General features: G+C 64.2%; 1 protein-coding gene. It reads left to right on the forward strand.

Annotated features, from left to right (window positions below; all coding sequences use genetic code 11):
* A partial coding sequence (locus FEF26_RS15520) for an IS256 family transposase (protein ID WP_243730631.1) occupies nt 1-624 on the forward strand: 624 nt, incomplete at its 5' end.
* Nucleotides 625-707 lie beyond the last annotated feature (83 nt).

A 707-nucleotide genomic window follows, 5' to 3' on the forward strand; every position in this document is an offset into this window, starting at 1 on the left:
GCGGCGTGGAACACGTTCTTCGCTGACCTGGTCGCCCGCGGGCTGACTGGGGTCAAGATGGTCACCAGTGATGCCCACGCCGGGTTGGTGGAGGCCATCGCAGCTAACCTGCCTGGGGCGGTGTGGCAGCGCTGCCGCACCCACTACGCGGCGAACCTGATGAGTGTGTGCCCCAAGAGCATGTGGCCAGCGGTGAAGGCGATGCTCCATAGCGTTTATGATCAGCCCGATGCGGCCAGCGTCGACGCTCAGTTCGAGAGGCTGCTGGACTACGTCGAAGCCAAACTGTCTGCCGTTCATGATCACCTCGACGGCGCCCGGGCCGAGATCCTGGCCTTCACCGCATTCCCCAAGGACGTGTGGACCCAAGTCTGGTCGAACAATCCCAACGAGCGGCTGAACAAGGAGATCCGTCGCCGCACCGATGTAGTCGGGATCTTCCCCAACCGTGAGGCCATCACCCGCCTCATCGGCGCGGTGCTGGCTGAGCAGAACGACGAATGGGCCGAAGGCCGCCGTTACCTCGGCCTCGAAGTCCTCCAGCGATGCCGCCAAGCCCCCGGCCTCGATGCCGGGATCGAGGACCAACACCATGATCTGCCAGCGTTGGAGGCCGCCGCATAACCGACCCCCACACCGGCCCTGGCTGACCAACGAAAGCCTCGAAGAACAACAGGGCCAGCTACACCACTACACGGGACTTGACC

Origin of the sequence: Nesterenkonia salmonea, assembly GCF_005771525.1 — a bacterium.
Classification (GTDB): domain Bacteria; phylum Actinomycetota; class Actinomycetes; order Actinomycetales; family Micrococcaceae; genus Nesterenkonia; species Nesterenkonia salmonea.